The organism is Vallitalea maricola (assembly GCF_036985595.1).
Taxonomy (GTDB): domain Bacteria; phylum Bacillota; class Clostridia; order Lachnospirales; family Vallitaleaceae; genus Vallitalea; species Vallitalea maricola.
This window is the reverse complement of sequence record NZ_BTPU01000120.1, coordinates 1-6,739: the sequence shown is the minus strand read 5'-3', so window position 1 is coordinate 6,739 and position 6,739 is coordinate 1. Positions and strand designations below refer to the sequence as shown.

Annotated in this window: 7 protein-coding genes and 2 pseudogenes; 6 read left to right on the top strand and 3 right to left on the bottom strand. The window is 30.2% G+C overall.

The features are described from left to right. Positions 1 to 271: 271 nt before the first annotated feature. The 3 genes and pseudogenes from AACQ14_RS24795 to AACQ14_RS24785 form a co-directional block, all read left to right on the top strand. Positions 272 to 685 (top strand): annotated as a pseudogene (locus tag AACQ14_RS24795) (ATP-binding protein); the annotation flags it as partial. Further along, a complete protein-coding gene (locus tag AACQ14_RS24790; RefSeq protein WP_353514031.1) occupies positions 660 to 770 on the top strand; it encodes an ATP-binding protein in 111 nt (36 codons plus the stop codon). The pseudogene AACQ14_RS24795 and the gene AACQ14_RS24790, both read left to right, overlap by 26 nt. Then, positions 758 to 934, top strand: coding sequence for an ATP-binding protein (locus AACQ14_RS24785; RefSeq protein ID WP_353514032.1), 177 nt, complete (start codon positions 758 to 760; stop codon positions 932 to 934). The genes AACQ14_RS24790 and AACQ14_RS24785 overlap by 13 nt, the downstream gene beginning before the upstream one ends. Positions 935 to 1,194: 260 nt before the next feature. On the opposite strand, the gene AACQ14_RS23285 is transcribed toward AACQ14_RS24785, so the two are convergent. Beyond that, the gene (locus tag AACQ14_RS23285) at positions 1,195 to 1,413 is read right to left on the bottom strand and encodes a BhlA/UviB family holin-like peptide (protein ID WP_113675744.1); all 219 of its coding nucleotides are present in this window, start codon (positions 1,411 to 1,413) and stop codon (positions 1,195 to 1,197) included. After that, positions 1,414 to 1,929, bottom strand: a complete 516-nt coding sequence (locus tag AACQ14_RS23280; RefSeq protein ID WP_339365943.1) for an RNA polymerase sigma factor — start codon at positions 1,927 to 1,929, stop codon at positions 1,414 to 1,416. A 322-nt stretch (positions 1,930 to 2,251) separates the two neighbouring features. Between AACQ14_RS23280 and AACQ14_RS23275 the strand changes: the two are divergent. Both AACQ14_RS23275 and AACQ14_RS23270 read left to right on the top strand, forming a co-directional pair. Continuing rightward, positions 2,252 to 3,064: pseudogene (locus tag AACQ14_RS23275) on the top strand (transposase); the annotation flags it as partial. A 799-nt stretch (positions 3,065 to 3,863) separates the two neighbouring features. After that, positions 3,864 to 4,814 (top strand): stalk domain-containing protein, encoded by a 951-nt coding sequence (locus tag AACQ14_RS23270; protein WP_339365942.1) that lies wholly within the window; start codon positions 3,864 to 3,866, stop codon positions 4,812 to 4,814. An 87-nt stretch (positions 4,815 to 4,901) separates the two neighbouring features. Here the strand turns inward: AACQ14_RS23270 and AACQ14_RS23265 are convergent, their stop codons facing one another. Next, entirely contained in the window at positions 4,902 to 5,759 is an 858-nt protein-coding gene (locus AACQ14_RS23265) for a phosphodiester glycosidase family protein (RefSeq protein ID WP_339365941.1), read from the bottom strand. 472 nt (positions 5,760 to 6,231) lie between these two features. Here AACQ14_RS23265 and AACQ14_RS23260 point away from each other — a divergent pair. Then, positions 6,232 to 6,739, top strand: a 508-nt coding sequence (locus tag AACQ14_RS23260; protein WP_339365940.1) for a PHP domain-containing protein, incomplete at its 3' end; no start/stop codon positions are given.

Here is a 6,739-nt window from a genome sequence, read left to right as displayed (position 1 = left end):
CAATGACCTATACAATAAACTTTTTTCAAAATATTGGTATTACAACTGATTCTGTTTACTTAAATATAAAATGAAGCTGTCAGAGCATACATTTTTCTGTTTATACAAGAATCAACAAATATACTCTGACAGCTTCTTATTTATTTTATTCTGCAAAGCCTTTTAATTAGCTTACCTGCATATTAATTAATTTATTCAACTTCGTATAAATCACCAAATCTATAACCTTGTTCTTTTAAAGTTTTAATTATAGGAAGGGGTTAGCGTATTAGATGCGCTACTCCACCTTACCGATAAAGAGATAATTCATAAAAATGAAATGGCATCAAAAATACAAGTAAGTGTAGCAGGCTTTCCCTTTGTGAAGCGAGCTGACGAATACGACTATGATTTTCAACCATCAGTTGAAAAAGCACAGATTATGGATTTATGTACTTAAAGATTTTTGGAATAGAAAGAAAGCATCCTCTTTTACGGTACCCCTGGAGTAGGTAAAACACATCTTGCAACTGCAATAGGTATAGAAGCTGCAAGTAATAGGCAATTAACCTATTTGATAACATGCCATGATTTAATACAGAATCTTAGGAAAGCCTATCATGAAAATCGTCTAGAAACAAGACTAAAGCATTATAGTAAATACAAAGTTGTTATAATTGATGAAAATAGGCTATCTACCAGTTGACCAACTTGGTGCCAACCTCTTCTTCCAACTGATTACAAAACGCTATGAAAATAATTCTACAATTACCTACGAATCAACCATTTAGCAAATGGAGAAGTTTTTTCTGACATAACCTTAGCTAATGCAATACTTGATAGATTATTGCATCATTCGCATATCATTAAGATAATTGGACCCTCTTATAGGACCAAAGATGTGTTGGACTATGTTCAAGATGGTAAAAATAATACTCTATACAAACGATCCTAAACACCTTGAAATTTTTATGCTTTTTCATGTTGGAACTTTTATACATTTTGATGTTGACATTTATAAAAAATTGCATAATCTACTTAAAGATATAGCAATATTATGAGATTCTATGAATCTCTAACAATGATGCAAAAAAACAAGTGAGCCTCCATTGTTTTACTAGAAAACAGAAGATTGACTCACTATATTTTTAATCTAGAGGTTTGTCATTTCGGAAAAGTCCTTGAGACAGCCCCTTTTTTCTTAAATTAAATACTCTATCTAGAATTCCTTAATTCCTTAATATCATCTTGTATGTCTTTTACTATATATAGTTGTTCTGTCAATTTACTTACTATTTCTTGATATTTTTTTTCTCTATTTTCTTGTTTTATATCTCTTTTCTCCTGTGACTTTAGTATATAGAATATTAAAATTACTGATAGGGTAGCCCATAACCCTTGAGTAATGGCTACTTTTAATATCTCTGATTCCAACTAATATACCTCCTCCATTCGTTTTCTTAAAGTTTTCAAAGCTTTTCTCCTTAATTTGTTAATAGCTTGTCTTGAAACATTGTGAAATTTACTGATTTCCTTATCTGAATACCCATAAAAATACCTATTAATTATCACGGATTTCTCTTCTTTTGGAAGTTCATCAATAGCCATATACATCTCTATGATTATCGGATTTATTGAATCGCTTTTAGGTTTAATATCAATTAAATTTGATGATATTTCATTTTTGAGTTTATTACTTCTTTTTGAAAGATATATATATTTGTTTTTGACACATTGTACTATATAATTTACTTGTTTCCCCTCAGTAGTTAATGGAATGTTCTTTATACAAATAATTAAATGCTCTATCAATTCATTTTCAGCATCTTCATATTTCAATAACCTTGAATATTTTTGTATAATCGGTTTAAATCTTTCTATTATTTGTACTAAATATGTTTCATCCCCATCATTTCTATAATTTTTTATTAATAAATGTATATCGTTCATAAAAAATTTCCCCCTTTACAAATAAAGAGGAAATATTATATATTTTGTAAACTTAATTTTTATATGTTTTTCTTTAATTATACATTTAATTATTTATAACATATTAACTTGTAAAAAAGTATAATTTTAAGCATATAACTAGTATTATATAAATATATTTAGTAAATTACGCAATACACTTCTATAATATATATTATCATGGGCATCAATATAAATATATTAATATTATTCACTTTTATTATTGATGAGATATGCATGAATTGAAATAAAAACATAGAAAGTAGAAGAATTTTATTGAGGTAAATAACTTTTTGTTTAAATTCTGAAAAACAGTTTTACATTAAATGGGCAGCTTAAACCTGCTTAAAATGTACAGATAGCGGTAGAAAATTATTTTATTGTCCATGCTCCATGCTTATATTAGCAATGACAGAACGGATTACAATACGTTAGTTCCAGTTTTAAGCAAGCATAAAACAGCACTGGATCATTATCCTAAACGATAACAGCTGATAGTGGTTATTGTAGCGAGAAAAACTTGTTGTTTTTAAAAGAAAACAACATAAAGAGTTATATTAAATTACAAACCCATGAGAAAATGAAAACAAAGGCCTATCAAAATGATATTGGAAAATACTATAATATGACCTCTCTGATATACGAAAACACCCATTATTACCGTTGTGCTGACAATAGAATACTAGAATATCAACGGACAGAAACACATAAAAAGGATGGATTTGAAAGAACTTTTGAAGTCTATGCTTGTAGTGACTGTAGAAGCTGTATTCACAAAGCTAATTGTTTATATAAATATAATGAAGCCAAGGATGCCAATCGAAATAAAGTCATGAAAATTAATGAACAATGGGAAGCGCTGAAAATGGATTCTAACCAAAATATCCAAAGTGAAGAAGGTGTCCTAAACAGACAAATTCGTTCTATTCAGACAGAGTGACATTTTGGTGATATAAAAGAAAATGATAAATTCAGGCGATTTAATTATCGCTCTTCAGAAAAAGTATATAAAGAATTCATGCTCTACACAATGGCAAGAAACCTAAATAAATATCACCGTTTCATAACGGGTAAAATTCAAAAATTAGAAGGTAAAACAGCAGAAACGGCAGCATAAGTAAAAAGGTTATCTAAAACAATAGGCAACTTTGATTGTGATGCATAAAAATATTTTAAGCGATAATAAAAAAAGGCAAAAAACAAAACCCATAAATTCGTCATCGATTTTAGATGTTGATTTTTATTGGTTCGCTGTTTTTTTATTTAGAAGTATCGAAAAACGTTATTTTCCGACAACCCCATTAATTTTTATTCAGAAGGCATCAAATATATTTGTTGCTCAATACACTAAACATTTGAAAGAAATAGCATCAGACCTGTTCTACCAATATTGGAAATTTTTATACAGTTTAACCTGTTTATATTTAACTCCCAGAAGGATAATTATATTCTATATAAAAAATTAATATTCCATAGCTTTTAATATATAAATAAGTTAATTTTAGAATAAATAAATATAACACATTTGTATGTTTGTCTATATAATAAAAAATATTAAATCAATTACGAAAATATGATATAATGGTAGAAGATACATAACAACTAGTTCATAAAATAAATGTATATATGTATTGGTTTTTATAGAAAATGATTACTCTTACTATATTAATTGTAGTTTTTACGAAGTGTGTAAAAGTGATAATGATGTTCATCCTGGTGGCTGTCATATAAGGTACTATTTTTAAACACTTGAGGAACTGGATGAACTAAAAGAATAAATTACTAAAAGAATAAAGAGGAATATGACAAAGAAAAAAGAGGGGGGTAAAAGTAAAGTGTAAAATTAGAAGAGGGTGTCATTTTCTGCAATGTGTCTAACAATATATAAATTATGGATTAAAAAATAGGAGGTTTATATGGTAAACAAATTTAAAAAAATTATTTTTGCTAGCATAATGGTTAGTTTTTTTGCTCATGCGTTACCTGTTGCTGCACTTGAAAATGATAGCACCAATGGTATATGCATAAGTATGGCTGTGAATAGTAATGAAGCTTTGTTAAACGGCGAACCAATAACTTTAAATAATGCACCTTTTTTCGAAAATGGTACTGTTTATGTTCCGCTTAGAGAAATTATCAATTTATGCGGTGGGATTGTAGCATATATACCAGATGAGCAAGCTGTTCTAATGGCACTAAAAAGACCAAATGATACGGGAGTTTTTTCAAAAATATGGATCGGAAAAGCAAGGATTCTCAAGGATACAGAGGAAGCTCGCATTGTTCCGACCTTTCTAAAACCTGAAAAACTAGAACATTATGTTCCTATAGTGAAAAATGGTAAAACTTTTATTCCTACGGAATATTTTTCTTTTTGTTTTTCGGCTAGGACAAGGTGGAATGTAGAACGAAATAGAATTATTCTTTCTTTCTTTATTAAGGAACTCAGTGTGGAAGAATTTACAATTGGTACCAATTTCAATTCCCTTGATAAAGATATTAGAGACAGATTTAAAACAACTGGTCGGATTATAGATCAATCTGAAGATGGTTTACTTAAGGTTGAAGTCTATACCGACGGGGATATGGAGTTCACACTTGCAACGAATGAAGTATCAGAGGTACAAAAAGATTTTAAAGAAATAGTAAAAATAGTCTTAATAACGGATAAGTATAAGACCCCAAGGGGTTTAAGAGTAGGTGACAGTATAGAAAAATATTGGGATTTGTATGGGAATGATAAATGGGTGACTGATTTTTTTGTTGAAATGGTGGATGAAAAAGAATTAAGAACCATCCATTATGATGATCAATTTTCAGTTGAAATATATAATGGAAAGGTATCAAAGATTATCATAGGATTCTAGGTTTAGACTTTTGTTTTCACGTTATAAAACCCCCAGATTTCATAAGAAATTTGGGGGTTTTGATAATTTACTGCCTGTGATATATAATTATTTTAGGTATGCACATACTACTTCTCCGAACCAATCAGTACCGCCAGGAGTCATTTGACCTGAGGTAAATCCATTGGTATATCCAGAGGCAACACGCATTTTTACTCCTCCTGACCCATCCAGATTGACTGCATAATCGCAGCCTAAATCAAGCATGAGTTTTGCACCAACAGGTAATGACATTCTAGCAGGGCATACACAAACCATGTAAAAAGATCCGTCAGGTTTATGACCAAGAAAAGTCCTATTGGACTTACTATTCGTTGTGTTGTTACAGTACCTATCCCAATAATGGTAATTTGTGTCATTTAAATCTGCAGGATTTAAAATTTGGTGTCCTCCATCATATTGATCAAAGAGAGTATGCTCAAATACGGACTTATCAGTATAGACTAACGGTTGGGATGCTGCAATTATCGTACTAATATATGGTAAGGCTGTTTGAAGGCTTGTACGGCTTGAAAACCACCTGATTGTTGCAGTACCGTCAGTCTTTACGCAAAAAGATGGATAGTAGTTTATTCTCAAAGTATCAAAAACAGGGTCTGAAGAGTTTGTTGAATATCCGGAAATGTAGAGGTGACCGTCTTGATATGCTATGCCATAAAAAGCATCCCCATGTTCCCCATATTCCATTGCTCCTCCGTTTGTTTTTGCGATTACATCTGAAGGATTTATACCAGAAGGATTCGTGTTTTCCATCATCTGCTTATTACCGTTTTGATAAATAGCTGCTGCAATTGATTCGGTTGCTGGATTTGTCTTAAAAATTTTGACATCACTATAGGTCTTGCCTCCATCAGTATACGAGATATTGTTATAATGTTCCTTAATTGTTGTTGAAAATGTTCCCATATTATTTACTTCCTTTCAAAATATTTTTTTTGAACTTAACCGTCGACTGTTAAAATTCATATATAAGCGAATTCACCTTGTACATTTAGTAAAGAGAAAAAATCTTTCAAAATGTAAACCTCAATTAAGGACTTATTTTATGTTATTAAGAAGTTATCTTTTTATATTTTTGCTGTAACTATATCAGATAATCCTCCTTTATGGACTTATGTCAATAGATTTGGTACAAAAAGTTTAACTATTTTTAATTAACTAAGTAACATCATGCACAGCTTTAGGAGGATATCCATGAAGAAGAATTACGTTTTTTGAGGTTACCCCAAAGATTATACTTTCTGATACAACTGCTGAAATTAAAATCAAACCATTAGCAAAATACGAGACTTTTGATTCTGATACCGATATAGAAGTCGCTTATTATCCTTTAGAACATTTTTCTACTATTGGTGAATATAACTATCAAGAAAAGTATATGGTCAGAGCAAAAGATGGTGTTATTAGACTGACTCAACATTTTACAGGAGAGCAAGAACATATAATTAAAATCACTGATACTGCAACTAAGAAATCTTACACCTTCAACTTCTATTCTGTCAAGTCAGATTTATTTAATAGAATACCATATAAAGGTGACTTACATATGCATAGCCATCACTCGGATGGTAAGGAATCCCCTGGATTTGTAACTGCGTCATGTAGAAAAATCGGATTTGATTTTATGGCATTAACCGATCACAGGAAATATTATCCTTCCATAGAGTGCCAAGAGAGTTATAAAGATATTGATCTTGATATGCTTATTGCTAGAGGTGAAGAAGTACATCCAGAAAATAACAACGTTCATATTATTAATTTTGGTGGAGATTTTAGCGTAAATGAATTCATGAAAGAAAATAAAGAACAATATTATTCAGAAGTAAAGGATATTGAAAAAACTATAGATATCCATGATGAACATTCAAAATATGAATGTGCTTCCA

Excerpts from the sequence above, each read along its gene's own strand:
- AACQ14_RS24790 (WP_353514031.1), top strand. The coding sequence starts at position 660 with ATGAAAATAGGCTATCTACCAGTTGACCAACTTGGTGCCAACCTCTTC.
- AACQ14_RS23280 (WP_339365943.1), bottom strand. The coding sequence starts at position 1,929 with ATGAACGATATACATTTATTAATAAAAAATTATAGAAATGATGGGGAT.
- AACQ14_RS23270 (WP_339365942.1), top strand. The coding sequence starts at position 3,864 with ATGGTAAACAAATTTAAAAAAATTATTTTTGCTAGCATAATGGTTAGT.
- AACQ14_RS23265 (WP_339365941.1), bottom strand. The coding sequence starts at position 5,759 with ATGGGAACATTTTCAACAACAATTAAGGAACATTATAACAATATCTCG.